Origin of the sequence: Rubrobacter marinus, assembly GCF_011492965.1 — a bacterium.
Taxonomy (GTDB): domain Bacteria; phylum Actinomycetota; class Rubrobacteria; order Rubrobacterales; family Rubrobacteraceae; genus Rubrobacter_F; species Rubrobacter_F marinus.
The window spans coordinates 2,334,487-2,350,279 of the sequence record NZ_CP045121.1 but is presented as its reverse complement, the minus strand read 5'-3'; the positions used below and the strand labels follow the sequence as shown (position 1 = coordinate 2,350,279).

Sequence of the window (15,793 nt, the reverse complement as noted above, 5' to 3'; positions counted from 1 at the left end):
AGCTTGGCCCGGATCATGCGCGCTCGGAGGACGATGAGGATTACGGCCGGTGGACGATTTATCCGGGGGAAGCTGCCTCGCGCACGAGCGCGGCGCCGCTTCCCCCGGCCCGTGGACGAGTCCTGAGATCACCGTTTCGTGGAAGGCGTTGGCATGACACCGATCGACAAGCACGCAGCACGCAAGCGCGGGGAGGAAGCCCGTGTTCGCTGAAGGGGGCTCCGGGCCCGAGGCGCCGGGCGAGATGGAAGGGCTCAGGGACGGGATCGACGCGGTCGACGCACAGATCGTGAGGCTCCTCGACGAGCGGGCGCGGCTGGCGCACAGGATCGGGGAGGTGAAGCTGGCGAAGGGGCTGCCGGCTTACGTGCCCTCGCGCGAGCGCAAGGTCATGGAGCGCGTCGTCGAGCTGGGCGAGGGGGACTTCCCGAAGGCCGGACTGGAGGCGGTCTTCCGCGAGATCATCTCGGCCTCCATCTCCCTCGAAGCGCCCCTCAAGGTCGCCTACCTCGGCCCAGAGTCGACCTTCACCCACGAGGCGGCGCGGCGCGCGTTCGGGGCGAGCGTGGAGCTGGAACCGGAGGCGACGGTCGCGGACGTCTTCGCGCGCGTGGAGCGGGGCGAGGCGAATCACGGCGTCGTCCCGGTGGAGAACTCGATGGAGGGCGCCGTCACCCACACCCTCGACGAGTTGATGGGTAGCCCTCTGAGGATCTGCGGCGAGATCTACCTGCCGATCTCCCAGAGCCTCCTCTCTCGGGAGGGTTCTCTGGAGGGGATAAGCAAGGTCTACTCCCACCCCATGGGGCTGGCGCAGGCGGGGAGCTGGCTCCGCAGGGAGCTGCCGCACGCCGCGCTCGAGGAGGCGGAGTCGACCGCGGAGGCCGCGCGCCTCGCGTCGGAGGAGAGGGGCGCGGCCTCCGTCGGGAGCGCTCTGGCGGCCGACCACTACGGCCTCCGGGTGCTGGCCACGGACATCCAGGACGCCCGGACGAACGCGACCCGCTTCATCGTGCTCGGGCGGACGTGGGCGGGGCCGACGGGGAGGGACAAGACGAGCGTCGTCTTCTCCTTCAAGAACCGGCCCGGGGGCTTGAGGGACGCCCTCTCGGCCTTCGCCGAGGAGGGCATAGACCTCAGGCGCATCGAGAGCCGGCCGTCGAGGAGGCGCGCGTGGACCTACGTCTTCTTCGCGGATTTCGCTGGGCACCCGGAGGACGAGGGGGTCCGCCGCGCGCTCGCGAAGCTCGAGGAGCACACGACGTACCTGACCCTGATCGGGGCCTACCCCGAGGTCCGCACCCCGGGCGGCCCCGAGGGCGCGTCGTAGGCCGGTTCTGGACTTCAAGACCGCGGCGAGGCTCGTCCTCGAGGAGGTGGGCCACCCCCTGCACTACGGGGACATCACCGAGATAGCCCTGGAGTCGGGCTACCTGAAAAGCGCCGGCAGGACGCCCCACAACACCATGCGCGCCCGGCTCTCCGTCGACGTTCGGGACAACGAGGAGAGCCCCTTTCGCCAGACGGCGCCGGGCGTGTACGGCCTGAAGGAGGGCGGTCCTTAGGCGGCTCGTAGATGCTGTATATTGACGCGCGTAGGCATGGAAGACGGGGAGTTCGCAAGCACACGGAGGGGTTGCAATGGTAGATGTCTTGCACGGCGGAGCGTTGGAGGCGGCGGCCTGGAAGATCAAGAACCTCCCCGACTACGAGGCGAGGCTCGAGAGGGCGGCCCGCAGGATGGAAAGCGTGGGCAGGGGACCGGCGGCGCTCATCATCTACGAGACGGCCCTGATGGGGAGCGGGCGTCCCGTCGAGGAGGTGCGCGAGAAGGTACGCGCCTTCGCGGAGACCTTCGAGGACGACGAGGACGAGATGACGATCCCGAGGGCCAGCGGGATCATGAACGTCGAGGACGACTCCTGGTTCTTCGGCGACGAGGGGATACGGGCGATGACCGGGCAGCTTCTCGGCCAGTTCCAGCACCGCGTGACCCAGTACAACTACGTCGACGAGGCCGAGGTCCTCAAGCGCTGGGCGGACGGCTACGACACGCGGCTTTTCATCCGGCGGCGCATCCACCAGACCGAGCCCATCGCGGGCGTCGTGCCCGGCTTCGATCTCCCCCTGATCCAGTACCTCAGGGTCGCCGCGGGCGGCGACACGGTCGTCCCCACCCCGGGGATCGCTCGCATGCTCGTCGCCCTGGGCGCCCTGAGCGAGGGCGAAGCCTCGGACGACTACGCGGTGCTCGAGGCGGCCGAGGGGCTGGCCCTGAGGCTGGAGCTGCCCGCCCCTATTGCGGGCGAGATCTTGAACGACCTCGCCCAGGAGAACGACGTGGTCTTCCCCGAGCCCCCCGTGGAGGAGGCGAAGGAGCCCGAGGGCGGGGCCGCGGACGAGGCCACCGGGGAGGTCATAAGCACGGGCGGGACGGACGACGAGGCCGCCAAGCCGAGCCCGGACGACCGCGCCGCGCGCCGGGCCGCGCGCGCCAACGCCGACCGCGGCGAGGAGCCCACGAGGGTGCAGGACCCGCAGGCCAAGGACGCCCCGGGGACGAAGGAGGAAGAGGGGGCGAAGCCGGAGGCCGCCCCGCCCCGGTCCGGTCCCGCCGACGCGCCCGGTAGCGAGTAGGAGAAACGCGGCGAAACACACGGTAAGACCGATAAAGCATGCTCGCGGGGAGTTTCGCGGGCTTGCTCGTTTGCAAGCGCCAAACCGGTGGTAATATGTCTACCGTCACGGTTAATAATTCATACATCGAGCCTTTCCAAAGCCTGCGGGAGAGAAAGAACAGGTCAGAAGGTAACAAGGAGTTGTCGGGAGCATGACCGAATCCAAAAAGCGCATCGCCCTCAAGCCGCACATGAAGCAGATCCGGGAATGGGTGGACGCGGGCAAGACCGACGACTGGATCGCCGACGCCCTCGGGACCAGCGCGTCCAGCGTGCAGTCGTTCCGGTCGCGCAACGACATCTACCGCCGGGATAGGGGCCCCCGCGAGCCCGCCAGCGTCTTCGAGGGCGTCCTCGACCACGGCGAGCGCGACGGCTGGGGCCTGTGGCTCGACCCGGCGATCGCGGACGACCCGATCTGGAAGGAGTACTGGTCCGGCGTCGACTCCGTGGTGGTGAAGGTCGCGGAGGACTCGATCGTGCTGGAGGTCGCGGCAGGCGGCTCGCACGACGGCAACGGGGCCTCGACGCCCACCGTCGCCTCCCTCGCGGTCGAGGCGTCGGTCGAGGTGCCCGCGGAGCTGGCGCTGCCCGTGGCCGACGAGCCGGCGGCGGCGGAGCCCGAAGCCGGCCCCGAGCCGGGCCGCGAGCGCGGCAGGGTCAAGTGGTTCGACGCCGAGAAGGGCTACGGATTCCTGGTGCGCCCGACGGGCGAGGATCTCTTCGTACACCACTCCGAGGTCGAGGGCGAAGCCTCGGACCTCGGGCCCGGCGGCGAGGTCGAGTACGTCGTTGGCCGCAACGACCGCGGCCCCAACGCCCGCTCCGTCCGCCTGATGCAGTAAGGCGCGGGCACCGCTCGAAGCGTAACTTGGGGAGGGCCCCGGTGGCACCGGGGGCTACGACGAGAGGTGGCCCGTGGCGGCGAGCTCGAGCAGCTCTGGCGGGGCCCCGTCCTTGCTCCACAGGAGGCGGGTGATGGAGGCGTTGGGGGCGCGCTCGCTGCCCGGTAGGATCTCCTCGCCGAAGAGGTCTCGCAGGAAGGCTCGCATGACGCCGCCGTGGGAGACGACGAGCAGGCGGTCGCCGGGCTCGTGCCTGGCCCGCACGGAGGTGAGGGCCTCCACGAAGCGGTGCAGTATGTCTTCGTCGGTCTCGGCCCCGACGAGGGTCCAGCGCTCCTCCTCGGGCAGGGCCAGAAACTTCTCCGCGAACTCGGGGTCCCGGGCCTCCTGCTCGGCCCAGGTGTGGCCCTCCAGGGTGCCGCCCTTGCGCTCCTTCAAGCCGGGCACCGGCACGACCTCGCCGGCGAAGCCCGCCTCGCCCGCCACGATCGTGGCGGTCTCGAAGGCCCGCGAGAGCGGGCTGGCGTAGGCGCCGGAGATCTGCGTCCCCCGCAGGGCCCGGCCCGCCTCGGCGGCCTGTCGCCTCCCCAGCTCCGAGAGGGGGAAGTCCAGCTGGCCCTGCCAGACCCCGGTCGCGTTCGCGGTCGACTGGCCGTGGCGGACCAGGATGAGTTCCTGCCGCTCGTTCTCGCTCTGTAAGCTCATGCGCGGTAGGTTAGTGCATCGGACCCGCATCCGGCAAATGGCTTCCCCGGAGCGCCCAGGTTCCGCGGGGCGGGGCCCGATGCTAAGATTCTCACCGGAGGCAGGGTCTCGAGGATGGGGGTCTTTCCGTATGTTCTGGAGGAGGCGCAGCAGCAACAGGACCGAGGCGAGACCGACCGCTCCGGCGGCGCCACCCCCGGCGGACGAGACGCAGGAGGCGCGGGAACAGGGGGCAGCGGAAGACGCCCCAGTCCTTCCCGACGAAGACGGCCGGATCGAGCTAGAGCGCGACGCCCCGCGGCCGGTCGCGATCCAGCACGCCGCCGAGGAGCTCAGCAGGCGCGGCGACAGGGTGGTGGAGCTGTTCAAGGAGATCAGCTCTCCCAAGGGGCGGGCCAACCTCGCCATCCACCTCAAGCGGGGCTCCGAGCCGGAGGAGGACGTCTTCGTCGAGGTGGCGACGGACCCCTGGGACGACGAGGCCGTGCGTAGGGCGGTCGGCATGGCCGCCATCCTGCGCGGCTCGGACCACGCGGGATCGACCCTCGAGTTCCTCAGCGCCTACCCCGTGCCCGACGAGCTGCGCTTCTTCGAGGGTAGATCCGCCGCGGCTCTGTTCCTACTGGACCTCGTCGACGGCGACGACCTCGAGAGCCCGGAGACCTGCGCCGAAACTTTCAGGGAGACCGCGAACCGCCACTGGGGCCTGAGCCTCGGCTACGAGACCAAGGAGCTACCCCTGATCGAGGAGCTGCTCACGGCGGCGCTGAACGAGGAGACGGAGTATACGCCGCCCCGCGTCCTGGACCCGCTCGTTCACGGCCTGGGTTGCTACGTGGGGGAGACCCTGCGCCGCCACTCCCCACAGGGGGGCTCGTGGAGCGGCGCGGGGGAGTGGGGCGAAGGGATAGTCCTGGAGTTCGAGGACCTCACCGCCGATCCCATCGGGCAGGCGAGGTCGTTTCTGGAGAACGGCGCCGAGGACTCGGTGGCCTTCTACGCGGACTACGTGCTCGGAGAGCTCGAGGGCCGCGGGAGGTAAGCCGGGGCGCCGCCCCTAGGAGGCGTAGCGCTTGCGAAGCTCCCTGATGATGTAGGTCGAGTCCACGAGCACCTCGTCGCCGATGGTGAGGATCGGGATGGCCCGCTGGCCGGAGAGCTGTATCACGGTCTCCCTGCCGTCGGCGTCCGCGTTGACGGTCTCGTAGCCGAGATCCAGACGCTCCAACTCGTTCTTCACCCTGCGGCAGTAAGGGCAATACTCGCCGGTGTAGAGCGTTATCTGTCCGTTCCCGGTCGTGGATTCCGCCATCTCGTGCCTCCTGATTCTTATCAAGGATACGTGCCCACCGATTATACCGCGACCCGAAACCCGCACCGTGACCGCGCCCGCAACGGCCCGTGAACGGGCACGGAAGCCTGTACCTCAAGGCGAAGTAGACCGTGTACGTGAGCTTGAAGTGTAGCGAGAGAAATTACTCTGCCGTCCGCTGGAACGGCCTCAAGCGACGTGTTAGGGTCCGTCCGGAGAGGGGGAGCTCTCTCGGATCACGCTGCGTTTCAGGAACGAGGCTGTCGGGTCCCTCTGGGGCCGAACAGGGAGGAAGATTTGCTTAGGAGTAGGACAGGGGACGGGGCCCGGAGGCCGGAGAGTGCGCGTCCGGGCGGCTTTTCGAGGTCCGGGCCGGCGGGGGGCGGGAAGCCCCGGCGGCGCATCTCGGTCCCGATCATCGTCGCCTGCGCCCTCGTCGCCGTGGTCGTGGCGTTCGACTACTGGTCCAACTCCGGCAAGATCTACCGGGGCGTCGAGGTCGGCCCGGCGGAGGTCGGCGGCGAGACCCTGTCCGGGGCGCGCGAGATCGTCGAGGCCGAGGCGGCGGGGCCGCTCGAGGAGATAAGGCTCGCGGGCCCCGAGGACGTCTCGTTCACGAAGGACGAGCTGGGCATAAGCCTGGACACCGAGGCCACGCTCGAGGAGGCGTACGCCGTCGGGCGCGAGGGGAACATCCTGCAGCGGCTCGGGGATCGGCTCGGCGCGGCGTGGGGCCTGGCTTCGGTGAGGCCCGAGATCCTCTACGACCCCGAGGTCGCCCGCGCGAAGATAACGGAGCTCGCCGGGAGGCTCGACAAGGCGCCCACGGAAGCGACCGTCACGGTCGCGGACGGGGCGGTCGAGGTCGGGCCTTCGGCCGACGGGTACGAGACGGACGTCGAGGGCACGCTGGCGAACCTGGACCGGGCGGTGGGCGAGCTCACGGGCGAGACCGAGGTCGCGGGCCGCGCCCTCCCGCCCGACGTCGTTACCGCGGAGGCCGAGGAGGCCGCCGCGAGGGCCGAGGAGGTGGTCTCCGGGCCGGTCGAGCTCGTGGCGGGGAGAAGGACTGGACGCTCACGCCCGAGGGGCCGGGCAGGCGCTGAACGTCGCCCCGAAGGACGGGGGACTGGAGGTCGCGCTCGACAGGGAGAAGCTGCGGACCCTGCTCGCCGGGCCGATCGAGGAGCTCAACGTCGCGCCGCGCGAGGCCAGCTTCGTCCCCGAGGCGGCCGGGGTGACGGTGACGGAGAGCCGGACGGGGAGGGCCGTGCAGGAGGACGAGTTCTTCGCGGACCTCGAGGCCGGGCTCTTCGAGGGCAAGCGCGAGTACGAGATACCGGTCGCCACCGACGAGCCCGAGCTCACGACCGCCGAGGCCGAGGGGCTCAAGCCCACGGACCTGCTCGGCTCCTACCGGACCGATTACACCCTGAGCAGCGACAAGAGCCCCGAGCGCGTCGAGAACCTCAGGATAGCGTCCAACGCGATTAGCGGGACCCTGCTGGCGCCGGGCGAGGTCTTCTCGTTCAACGAGCTGGCCGCGCCGCTGAAGTACAACGAGACGCACGTGATCGTCGACGGGAAGGAGACCACGGCCGACGGCGGCGGCCTCTGCCAGGTGGCCTCGACGCTGTTCAACGCGGCAAACTACGCCGGCCTGGAGATCGTGGAGCGCAACGCCCACTTCTCCGAGCTGCCGTACATAAGGCCCGGCATGGACGCGACGGTCTGGTTCGGGGCGCTCGATATGAGGTTCCGGAACACGACGGACGGCTACCTGCTCGTGCAGGAGTCGGTCGGCGAGGACGGCTACGTCTACGCGAACATCTACGGCCGCCCGACCGGCACGCAGGTGCAGATGAACTCGGAGCCCAACTTCAGGGGCGAGGACGCCTCCGAGTGGGTGACCTACAAGACGATCGAGGAGGACGGCAAGGTGACCTTCGATGGTCCCGTCTACACCACCTCCTACGACGCCCTCATCGACGAGCACGGCAAGAAGATACCGCCGACGGACCTCACGCCGGCGCCCGTCATCCCCTAACCTCCCGACCCGTCACCACGAGGGGGCGGACCCGGCAAAGTAGCCGGGTCCGCCCCCTCGTGTGGCACCCTTTGGCGCGCCATGCTAGGGTTCGGCCGCTGGACGCCGCCACGCGGCTTTTGCTCTCCGGTATGGCGCGCGGTCGTCGCGTCCGGAGGAGGGAGGGGCAGGGATCTCGGACACAAAGATGCCCTCCGGGGGGAGCCTCCTGGAGTCGTTCTCCACCGGGCGGTCCTCCGGCGACGGGAGGCCGGCGGCGAGCCGCAAGCCTCCGCGTCCCCCGCGCCGCTTCCTATACCTGGTCGCCGCCGTGTTTCTCCTCGTCGTCCTGGACTTCGGCCTCAACGCGGGCGAGATCCGTCGCGGGGTCCGGGTGGGGGCGGTCGAGCTCGGCGGGAAGTCTCTACCGGAGGCTCGCCGGGCGCTGCAGGACGAGACCGTGGGGCTGCTCGAAGGGGTCAGGGTCGTCGGGCCGGAGGGCGTCTCTTTCACCGCAGGGGAGGCCGGCCTCCGGCTCGACGTCGTCGCGACCTCGAGGAGGGCCTACGCCGTGGGCCGCGAGGGGAACGTCGCGTCGCGGCTCGGGGATCGGCTCCGCGCGGCGTGGGGTGGGGCGCCGGTGACGCCCGAGGTCGCCTACGACCCGGGGACCGTCCGGCAGGAGATCGAAACGCTCGCCGCGCCGGTGCGGGCGGAGGCCAGGGAGGCCGGGGTCGTGGTGACGGGGGACGAGGTCGAGGTCGTCGAGGCCCGCGAGGGGCGCGCGCTGGACGTCGACGCCACGGTGGCGAGCGTCGCGCGCGCCGTCGCGGACGGGCGCGCGGAGGCCGAGGCCGTCGTCCGCGAGGACGAGCCCGAGGTCTCGACGGCGGAGGCGCGGGAGGTCGCCTCCGCCGTCGAGGGGGCCCTGTCCGGGCCGGTGACCTTCGCCGCCGGGGACGACGAGTGGGTGGTCTCGGCGGAGAAGCTCGGGAGGCCCTGGAGGTGTCGCCGGAGGGAGGGGGGCTCGGGGCTTCCTTCGATCCGGAGGGGTGCGGGCGAGCCTGGAGGGGGCTTACGCCGCGCTGACCGACGAGCCCGTGGAGGCGGGCTTCGCCGTGGAGGACGGGGAGGTCTCGGTGCGAGAGGGCCGCGCGGGCGAGCGGATAGAAGAAGAGCGGCTCCTCGCCGCGATGGAGGACGGTCTGCTGGAGAACAGCGGCGGCGTCAGGAGGTTCGAGCTGCCGGTCGTGACGGCGGAGCCGGAGCTCACGGCCGACGAGGCGAACGGCCTGAAGCCGACCGCGCTCCTCGGCCGGTACCGGACGAACTACACGACCTACGACGACGGGCCCGGCCGGGTCGCGAACCTGGAGATAGCCTCCCGCGCGGTCGACGAGACGGTGCTCGCGCCGGGCGAGGTCTTCTCGTTCAACGAGCTCGCCGAGCCCCTGGACTACTACGCGACCAGCGTGATCATCGACGGTCAGGTGGACACCGCCGACGGCGGCGGCCTCTGCCAGGTCGCTTCCACCCTGTACATGGCGGCAAACTACGCGGGGCTCAAGGTCGTCGAGCGCCACCCGCACTACGCCGAGCTGCCGTACATACGGCCCGGCTTCGACGCGACCGTGTGGTTCGGGGACCTGGACATGAGGTTCGAGAACAACACGGACGGCTATCTCCTGCTCAGGGAGTGGGTCGACGAGGACGGGTACGTGAACGCCGAGATCTGGGGCCGCCCCACCGGCAAGAAGGTCGAGATGAACTCCCAGCTCGTCTCCACCTCGCTCGACGCCGAGGGCAACCCCGTCACCGAGTGGGTCACGTACAAGAAGGTGAGGAGGGACGGCGAAGTCGTCTCGGACGGGCCCATCCACCGGGACGTCTACGGCTACCTGAAGCCCTGAGAGCTACCGGACCGCCGGTAGCGAGGGGACGACGCGGGGGCGGCGCGTCTCGGGGACGGGTCGTCTAGCCCGCGAGCTCCACGATCAGTTCGACCTCGACGCAGGCGCCGAGCGGGAGCTCGGTGACGCCGACGGCGCTGCGGGCGTGGAGACCGGCCTCGCCGAAGACGTCCCCGAGCAGCTCGGAGGCGCCGTTGAGGACGGCGGGCTGGCCGTTAAATCCCGGGGCGGAGGCGACGTAGCCCGTAACCTTCACGACGCGGCGTACGTTGGCGAGGCCGCCGGCTTCCGCGGCTGCGGCGGCGAGGGCGTTCAGGGCGCAGAGGCGGGCGGCCTCCCGGGCCTCATCGGGGGTCACCCCGTCGCCGACCTTGCCCTCGAAGCGGAGCTCCCGTTCTCGAAGGGGAGCTGGCCGGCGGTGAAGAGGAAGGAGCCCGCGCGGATGGCGGGGACGTAGGAGCCGGCGGGCTTGGGGACGGGGGGGAGCTCCAGGCCCAGCTCACGAAGTTTGTTCTCGGGCGTACTCAATGGAGGGCCTCCTCGTACTCGCTGGCGTCGTAGACGAGCGGGAAGTCCCTGCCGTAGGCCTCGCCGGCGGCGACCTCTCCGATAAAGACCGTGTGGTCCCCGGCGCGGGCCGTGTCCAGGACTCGGCAGTCGAGGTAGGCCAGGCAGTCGAGGAGGACGGGGGCGCCGGAAGGGGCGAGGTCGTAGGGGATGCCCCGGAGCTTGTCGTGGTACTCGCCGCTCGTCTCGGCGAAGTGGGTGGCGACGTCCACCTGGTCCTCGCGGAGGATGCTCAGGGAGAACGTCCCGCTCTCCATGATGACGTCGTGCGTGTAGCGGTCGTCGCGGACGGCCACGGCGACGGTCGGGGGGCGTTCGGAGGTCTGGGCCACCCAGGAGGCGGTCATGGCGGTCTGCTCGCGGCCCCGGCGCGTGCCGAGCACGTACACGCCGTGGGTCAGGTGGCTCATCGCGCTCGTGATCGCTTCCCGGTCGGATCCTCTTCTGTCGTCCACCGGCCTCCGTCCTGTCGGCTCCATCCGATAAGTCGCCATTCTACCAAGCCTGGCCGTGTCGCAGCCGGGAGTATTCGGAGGGACGGGTGTGGGTATAATCGCGCCCGTCGTCGAGGGGGCGGCGAGGGCGTAGATGAGGCAGAGGCCTCGGGAAGGGTTGGTGGCGGGGAACTTGAGCGTTGCGCTGATCGGGATCGGGGTGCTCCAGACGATCTTGTACCTCCTCTTCGTGCGTACGATAGACCTGTACGAGCGGGAGGACTTCCGGTACGTGATCCCGGTCTTCGTCTGGGGCTTCACGGTCGCGGTGGTGATCTCCCTGATCTTCAACACGGTGATCGGGGCCGCCCTGAGCGCGCTTACGGCCGACCCGGGCGCCGCCTCCTTTCTGACGGCGGTCTTCGTTGCCCCGCCGGTCGAGGAGACCGCGAAGGGGCTCGCGCTCCTGATCGCCTTCGGGGTCGCCTCGGCGGTCTCCCTGAGCCGCGGCGGGACGGAGTTCTCCGGGGTGATGGACGGGATCGTCTACGGCTCGGCGGTCGGGTTCGGGTTCTCCATCGCCGAGGACATCCTGTACTACGCCCAGACGTACCAGCAGGTCGGAGACCAGGTCTTCCTCGTGCGGCGCATCTTCGGCGGGTTCGCCCACGCCGCCTTCACCTCGCTGACGGGGATAGGGATCGGGCTCATCCCCTGGGTGCGCTCGTACACCTTGAAGCTGCTGCTGCCGCTCCTCGGCCTCGCGGGGGCGATCCTACTGCACGCCCTCTTCAACTTCTCGGCCTCGCTCTTCGGGCCGGTGGCCTACCTGATCGAAGGTCTGGTGCTGCTCTTGTACGCGGTCGTCATCGTAAGCTGGCTCGCCGTGGAGCGGCGCACGATCCGGGGCGAGCTCAGGGAGGAGGTGGACCACGGCACGATCAGCCGGAGCGAGTACGCCATCCTCCCGACTTACTTCGCCCGGAGCTTCCACTACCTCGGCCTCCTCCTGACGGGCCGCCTGACGGAGTGGCGCCGGTCGCGCAGGATGCACCAGGCCGCGGTGGACCTGGCGTTCACGAAGCGCCTCGCGCGCGAGCCGTTCGCCCCCACCCAGATCCAGAAGGAGCAGTACCTCCGCCAGCGCATAAAGGAGCTGAGGTTCGGACGGACGGGCCAGTCCGCCTCGTATTGACGGGCGGGCCGGAACGCGCCGATCCCCCGGAGGCCACGGGGATCATCCTGACCGGCGGCAAGAGCAGCCGCATGGGGAGGGAGAAGCTGACGCTCCGGGTGGGGGGCGTGCCCCTGATCTCGCGCGTCCACGACGCCCTCGCCCCCCACTGCCGGGAGATCCTCCTCGTGGGGGACGGGCCCGACCTGCCGGGAGCACAGAGGGTCCCCGACCTGCGCGAGGGCCGCGAGGGACCCCTGGCGGGCCTCGAGGCCGGCCTCGGCGCCGCCTCTTCCCGGCGGGTCTTCGTGGCGGCGGGCGACATGCCGTTCGTCCCCCGGGACCTCGTCGGCTTCCTCCTCGACCGCCTTCGCTCGCGCGACCTGCGGGCGGCGGTGCCGCGGCGCGCGGGCCGGGTGCACCCCCTCTGCGCGGCGTACGACAGGGGCGTGCTCCCGGACGTGACCCGTCTGCTGGACGCGGGGACGAGGGCGGCGTGGCGGCTTCTGGATGAGCTCGGGGCGGGGGTCGAGTACGTCGAGGAGGAGCTCGAGCGGTTCGGCGACCCGGACGTCTACCTGACGAACGTGAACGCGCCCGAGGACCTGGCGCGGGCGCGCTGGCTCGCCGGGGAGGAGGGATGAGATTTTTGCGGCGCGGCGCCGGTGATAAGGCTCGGCGTTCTACCGCGCCCCTGACCGTGTTCGACACCGTCAGGGGCGCGGTCGAGGGGATCTTTGGGGATCTCGCGCGGCTCTTTCGCGTGTTTCGTCGCGGGTGGGCGGACGAGCAGGGCCTAGAGGTGTCGCCCCGGGTCGCGGTGGTCCTCGGGGCGCAGGTGTTGCCGGGTGGGAGGGCGAGCCGGGTCCTGGAGGCGCGGGTGCGCCACGCGGCCCGGCTGTACGCGGAGGGCGCCGTCGGCCTCGTCGTCGTTACCGGCGGGACGGGGGAGCATCCGCCGAGCGAGGCCGAGGTGATGGCGGGGATACTCGGCCGGGAGGGGGTTCCGGGCGGGGACGTCGTGCTTGAGGATCGGGCGCTCAACACCTGGGAGTCGGCCTGGTACGTCGCGGAGATCGCGCGCAGGCGCGCGATCGGGGCGGTGCGCGTCGTCACCGATCCCCTGCACTGCGTTCGCGCGGTCGAGGCGTTCGGGGAGGCCGGGCTGCCGGCGGTCGCCGAGCCCGCGTACCGCAGCCCGATGTGGCGCGGGCGCCTCGACAGGAGGGGGCAGCTCGTGAGGGAGATCGTGGCCGTCGTCTGGTACAGGGCGTGGCACGGAGTAAGGGCGCGCCTCCGCTCCCCCGGCCGGTGACCGCAGCCAAATAGGTTCACGCGGCGGTCCGGCTCCGGGCGCGCGTCGTTACGGGTTTCACCGACGCGGCTGACGGGCGGCGGGCGGCGGCTGTAAACTCATGCTCGTGAGCGAGAAGGAGAACAGGGGAGGGCTCGTTGAGCCCGCTTAGGACGGGGTTTCGTTACGGGCTGGTGGCGGTGGTCATCGCGCTCGTCGCCGATCTGCGGTACCTGCTGATCACGCCGGGAGACCTGCCGAACTGGATCCTCACGGTCATCGAGACGTTCCGCACGCAGGCCGCGCTGGCCGCCTTTCTCTTCCTGAGCATCCTCGCCGCCCTCCGGGTCCGCCCGGTGCGCGTGGAGGCGGACGTGCCGTACCGCTCCCTGCTCCTGCGGGACGGGGCGCTCGCGGCGACGGTCGTCTCCGTCATGGCGGGGCTGGCGCTCCTCGTCGCCACCGGCCTGAACTCGACGGTCCTCGCGGACAACGTGCGCGCCTACGCGAGCGACGCCGCGCCCTACATCCTGGAGTACAACGCGAAGGTCGCCGGCAGGCTCGACGAGCCCCCGCCGCTCCCGCCGGTCGGGGAGATCGAGGCCGGGCTCCAGCCGCCCGAGCCCCGGGATGTCGGCCGTTCCCTCGCAAACCTCGTCCTGCGCTCGATCCTGCTCGGCACGGTCGGCGCGATCGTCGGCGCCCTGCGCGGCTCCTTCGGCAAGAGGGGCGACGCCGGGGAGGACGCGCCCCCACGAAGCGGCGCGGCCGAGGGCACGCCGGGGGCGTGACGCTGGGCCGCGCGGGCTGCGTAGCGGCGGCCCTCGCCGTCGACGAACTCCTGGGCGAGCCCCCGGCGTCCGCCCACCCGGTCGTCTCGATGGGCCACGCCATCTCCTTCTACGAGAGACGCGCCCTCGCCCTGAAGGGTGCCCCCCGGCAGCGGCTCGCGGGCCTGGCGCTCGCCGCGGCGCTCCCCGCCCTCGCGTTCTCGCTCTCCCGCGCCCTCCTCGCGCTCGTCCCCGACGGGCTGCGCCCCGCCGCCGAGATCCTCCTCCTCTCCACCACCGTCTCGATGCGGGGCCTGAGGGAGGCCGCGGCGGCCGTCTCCCGGGAGCTCGACGGCGGCAACCTCGGAGGGGCCCGCGCCCGGGTCGGGGAGTTCGTGGGGCGCGACACCGAGGAGATGTCCCCGGGCGAGGTCGCGCGGGCGGCCGTGGAGTCCGTGGCCGAGAACACCTCCGACGGCGTCGTCGCCCCGATGCTCTACGGCTTCCTCCTCGGGGCGCCCGGCGCCCTGGCGTACAAGGCCGTGAACACGATGGACTCCATGGTCGGCCACGAGACGCCCGTCCACGGAGACCTCGGCCTCGTCCCTGCAAGGCTCGACGACTGGGCGAACCTCGCCCCCTCCCGCGCCACGGCGCTCGCCGCCGCGGCCGTCTCGGGCCGCTTCGGAGCGGCCTGGAGCGTCGCGCGCTCCCACGGGCCGCGGACCAAGAGCCCGAACGCGGGCTGGGCCGAGGCGGCTTTCGCGGGCGCCCTTGGGCTGACGCTCGGCGGCACGAACTCCTACGGAGGCGTGAAGCGCGAGGGCCCGACCCTGGGCGTCGGGCGCCCGCCGGAGGCCGGGGACATCGCCCGGGCCACACGGCTCATGCGCAGGGCGTGCGGCCTGGTGCTCCTCTCGCTCGCGGGCGTCGCCGCCGTGCGCGGCGCCTCCCGTTCCGGGGGTACGCGCCGTGGTTAGCGGCTACGCCTCGACGGGCGACGGGCGCCACCACGGGGCGCACGGCGCGGACGCCGCCCGGGCCCTGGGAGGGGAGCCACCGGGAGGGTTCCTGGATTTCAGCGCGAACATCAACCCTCTCGGGCCGCCGGAGGCCGCCCTGTACGCGGCGCAGAAGGCCCTCGTCGGGGAGGTTGCCGCGTACCCCGATGGGCGCTACCCCGAGCTGTGCGACGCCCTCGCGGGCTACCTCGAGGTGCGGGGGGAGACGGTGCTCCCGACAAACGGGGGGGCCGAGGCGCTCTTTCTGGCGGCTCGCGCGGCGGCCGGGGACCGACCCGGGGGGAGGGCCGTGGTCCTGGACCCGACCTTCAGCGAGTACGCCGCCGCGGCGCGGGCCGCCGGGCTCGTGCCGGAGAGCCGCGTGGCCCGGCGGCGGGAGGACGGCTTCCGGCTCGACCCGTCCGTCCTGGACGACCTCGGCGGCGTGAGCGTCGTCTTTCTGTGCAACCCGAACAACCCGACCGGGGACCTGACGCCGCGAGGCGAGGTGCTGGCCCTGCTAAAGAGGGCGCGCTCGGCCGGGGCGGCGCTGGTCGTGGACGAGGCGTTCGCGGACTTCGCGCCCGGCGAGAGCGTCGCGGGCCTCGTGGACGACCACCTCTACGTCGCGAGGTCCTTCACCAAGTTCTTCGCGGTGCCCGGGCTCAGGCTCGGCTGCCTCGTCGCCCGCGACCCGGAGCGCGTCCGCCCGTTCCAGCCCTCGTGGTCCGTGAACGTCGTCGCCGCGGCCGCGGGCGTCGCGGCGGCGGGGGACTCGGGCTACGCGCAGAGGACGCTCTCCGAGGTCGCGCTGAGGCGCGGGGAGCTCTGCTCGGCCCTCGACGCCCTGCCGGGCCTCGAAGTCTACGCAGGTTCGGCGAACTTTCTGCTCCTGCGTGGCCCGGAGGGGCTGCCGGAGCGGCTCGCGCGGCGCGGGGTGCTGGTGCGGGGCTGCGGCCCGTTCCCCGGGCTCGGGCCGCGGTTCTGCCGGATCGCGGTGCGCGGGGCGGGGGAGAACGCGCGTCTCGTGAGCGCCGTGGAGGCCGCGTTGGAGGAGGCGTCATAGCCGTACGCGCC

Annotated in this window: 16 protein-coding genes and 3 pseudogenes; 15 read left to right on the top strand and 4 right to left on the bottom strand. The window is 71.4% G+C overall.

The annotated features are described in order from the left end of the window. The first annotated feature begins 202 nt into the window (after positions 1–202). The 4 genes from pheA (at position 203) to GBA65_RS23135 (ending at position 3,523) form a co-directional block, all read left to right on the top strand. On the top strand, positions 203–1,330 hold the full coding sequence (pheA, locus tag GBA65_RS12100; protein ID WP_228281295.1) for a prephenate dehydratase: 1,128 nt from the start codon (positions 203–205) through the stop codon (positions 1,328–1,330). Positions 1,331–1,376: 46 nt separating this feature from the next. After that, a complete protein-coding gene (locus GBA65_RS12095) occupies positions 1,377–1,565 on the top strand; it encodes a winged helix-turn-helix domain-containing protein (protein WP_166396769.1) in 189 nt (62 codons plus the stop codon). Positions 1,566–1,641: 76 nt separating this feature from the next. Beyond that, entirely contained in the window at positions 1,642–2,637 is a 996-nt protein-coding gene (locus tag GBA65_RS12090) for a hypothetical protein (protein WP_166396768.1), read from the top strand. Between the two features lie 193 nt (positions 2,638–2,830). Further along, positions 2,831–3,523, top strand: coding sequence for a cold shock domain-containing protein (locus GBA65_RS23135; protein WP_228281293.1), 693 nt, complete (start codon positions 2,831–2,833; stop codon positions 3,521–3,523). 54 nt (positions 3,524–3,577) lie between these two features. Here GBA65_RS23135 and GBA65_RS12080 read toward each other — a convergent pair whose 3' ends face one another. Further along, positions 3,578–4,228: a histidine phosphatase family protein gene (locus GBA65_RS12080; RefSeq protein ID WP_166396767.1), complete on the bottom strand. Its 651-nt coding sequence runs from the start codon at positions 4,226–4,228 to the stop codon at positions 3,578–3,580. A 130-nt stretch (positions 4,229–4,358) separates the two neighbouring features. On the opposite strand from GBA65_RS12080, the gene GBA65_RS12075 reads away from it, so the two are divergent. Further along, on the top strand, positions 4,359–5,270 hold the full coding sequence (locus GBA65_RS12075) for a hypothetical protein (RefSeq protein ID WP_166396766.1): 912 nt from the start codon (positions 4,359–4,361) through the stop codon (positions 5,268–5,270). A gap of 15 nt (positions 5,271–5,285) precedes the next feature. Here GBA65_RS12075 and GBA65_RS12070 read toward each other — a convergent pair whose 3' ends face one another. Continuing rightward, on the bottom strand, positions 5,286–5,540 hold the full coding sequence (locus GBA65_RS12070) for a glutaredoxin family protein (RefSeq protein WP_166396765.1): 255 nt from the start codon (positions 5,538–5,540) through the stop codon (positions 5,286–5,288). Positions 5,541–5,738: 198 nt separating this feature from the next. Between GBA65_RS12070 and GBA65_RS26470 the strand changes: the two are divergent. The 4 genes and pseudogenes from GBA65_RS26470 to GBA65_RS12055 all read left to right on the top strand — a co-directional run. Beyond that, positions 5,739–6,422 (top strand): annotated as a pseudogene (locus GBA65_RS26470) (peptidoglycan binding domain-containing protein); the annotation flags it as partial. Positions 6,423–6,609: 187 nt separating this feature from the next. Beyond that, positions 6,610–7,587 (top strand): VanW family protein, encoded by a 978-nt coding sequence (locus GBA65_RS24380; protein ID WP_323127095.1) that lies wholly within the window; start codon positions 6,610–6,612, stop codon positions 7,585–7,587. Positions 7,588–7,774: 187 nt separating this feature from the next. Further along, positions 7,775–8,344 (top strand): annotated as a pseudogene (locus tag GBA65_RS26465) (peptidoglycan binding domain-containing protein); the annotation flags it as partial. 274 nt (positions 8,345–8,618) lie between these two features. After that, positions 8,619–9,476, top strand: a complete 858-nt coding sequence (locus GBA65_RS12055; protein WP_166396763.1) for a VanW family protein — start codon at positions 8,619–8,621, stop codon at positions 9,474–9,476. Positions 9,477–9,540: 64 nt separating this feature from the next. Here the strand turns inward: GBA65_RS12055 and GBA65_RS26460 are convergent. Together GBA65_RS26460 and GBA65_RS12045 are read right to left on the bottom strand one after the other, a co-directional pair. Further along, positions 9,541–10,004 (bottom strand): annotated as a pseudogene (locus GBA65_RS26460) (RidA family protein). Beyond that, positions 10,001–10,498 carry a flavin reductase family protein gene (locus GBA65_RS12045; protein WP_166396762.1) on the bottom strand — a complete coding sequence of 166 codons (498 nt, stop codon included), beginning with the start codon at positions 10,496–10,498 and terminating at the stop codon, positions 10,001–10,003. Before GBA65_RS12045 ends, GBA65_RS26460 begins: the two are co-directional and overlap by 4 nt. 160 nt (positions 10,499–10,658) lie before the next feature. Between GBA65_RS12045 and GBA65_RS12040 the strand changes: the two genes are divergently transcribed. From GBA65_RS12040 to GBA65_RS12015, 6 genes are all read left to right on the top strand, one after another. Then, positions 10,659–11,672, top strand: a complete 1,014-nt coding sequence (locus tag GBA65_RS12040) for a PrsW family intramembrane metalloprotease (protein WP_166396761.1) — start codon at positions 10,659–10,661, stop codon at positions 11,670–11,672. Next, positions 11,669–12,295, top strand: coding sequence for a molybdenum cofactor guanylyltransferase (gene mobA, locus GBA65_RS12035; protein ID WP_166396760.1), 627 nt, complete (start codon positions 11,669–11,671; stop codon positions 12,293–12,295). Before GBA65_RS12040 ends, mobA begins: the two co-directional genes overlap by 4 nt. Next, positions 12,292–12,966 (top strand): YdcF family protein, encoded by a 675-nt coding sequence (locus GBA65_RS12030; protein WP_166396759.1) that lies wholly within the window; start codon positions 12,292–12,294, stop codon positions 12,964–12,966. The genes mobA and GBA65_RS12030 overlap by 4 nt, the downstream gene beginning before the upstream one ends. 137 nt (positions 12,967–13,103) lie before the next feature. Next, entirely contained in the window at positions 13,104–13,736 is a 633-nt protein-coding gene (locus GBA65_RS12025) for a hypothetical protein (protein WP_166396758.1), read from the top strand. Further along, positions 13,733–14,695 (top strand): adenosylcobinamide-phosphate synthase CbiB, encoded by a 963-nt coding sequence (cbiB, locus tag GBA65_RS12020; protein WP_166396757.1) that lies wholly within the window; start codon positions 13,733–13,735, stop codon positions 14,693–14,695. Before GBA65_RS12025 ends, cbiB begins: the two co-directional genes overlap by 4 nt. Continuing rightward, complete coding sequence (locus GBA65_RS12015) at positions 14,688–15,782, top strand: aminotransferase class I/II-fold pyridoxal phosphate-dependent enzyme (RefSeq protein WP_166396756.1); 1,095 nt, start codon at positions 14,688–14,690, stop codon at positions 15,780–15,782. Before cbiB ends, GBA65_RS12015 begins: the two co-directional genes overlap by 8 nt. Positions 15,783–15,793 lie beyond the last annotated feature (11 nt).

What these genes read in the sequence shown, in the direction of transcription:
- GBA65_RS12090 (WP_166396768.1), top strand. Translation starts at nt 1,642, where the DNA reads ATGGTAGATGTCTTGCACGGCGGAGCGTTGGAGGCGGCGGCCTGGAAG.
- GBA65_RS23135 (WP_228281293.1), top strand. Translation starts at nt 2,831, where the DNA reads ATGACCGAATCCAAAAAGCGCATCGCCCTCAAGCCGCACATGAAGCAG.
- GBA65_RS12080 (WP_166396767.1), bottom strand. Translation starts at nt 4,228, where the DNA reads ATGAGCTTACAGAGCGAGAACGAGCGGCAGGAACTCATCCTGGTCCGC.
- GBA65_RS12075 (WP_166396766.1), top strand. Translation starts at nt 4,359, where the DNA reads ATGTTCTGGAGGAGGCGCAGCAGCAACAGGACCGAGGCGAGACCGACC.
- GBA65_RS12070 (WP_166396765.1), bottom strand. Translation starts at nt 5,540, where the DNA reads ATGGCGGAATCCACGACCGGGAACGGACAGATAACGCTCTACACCGGC.
- GBA65_RS12030 (WP_166396759.1), top strand. Translation starts at nt 12,292, where the DNA reads ATGAGATTTTTGCGGCGCGGCGCCGGTGATAAGGCTCGGCGTTCTACC.